Raw genomic sequence first — 412 nt, forward strand, 5'->3', positions numbered from 1 at the left:
TGTAAACGAGCACATTATTTCAGCTCGCCATTTTCACTTTAATTCGGCAATAAATCTGAAATAATGTGCTTATTTTTTCAATTTATTTCGGAATATGCAAAAATCCGTTCAAAGTATTCCATCTATTCATTTCAAAAGGATACCCCTAAAAAGGGGCATCTACACGTATATAATCATGGATATTTATTCGAACTTTATAAATCTCATTAGGATGGGGGACAAACCTTATTTCTTGATCCAAAGTTACAAACCACTCCCTATCTTTTTCAAGAACTGCTTTAAAATATCTATTTTGAATTCTAAGTTCGAAATTGTATCCTTGATCAATCCAATAGGCCTGCTGGCCTACCCACACACGCCATTCCATTTCATTGTGATTATAAACTAGAATTCCTCTTTTCATAATCCAATA

General features: G+C 33.0%; 1 protein-coding gene. It reads right to left on the minus strand.

The annotated features are described in order from the left end of the window. Window positions 1-145: 145 nt before the first annotated feature. The coding region (locus tag GW534_RS16040; protein ID WP_210253488.1) for a DUF5348 domain-containing protein at window positions 146-412 on the minus strand (267 nt) is incomplete at its 5' end.

This window comes from Pallidibacillus pasinlerensis, from assembly GCF_009996845.1.
Lineage (GTDB): Bacteria > Bacillota > Bacilli > Bacillales > Caldibacillaceae > Pallidibacillus > Pallidibacillus pasinlerensis.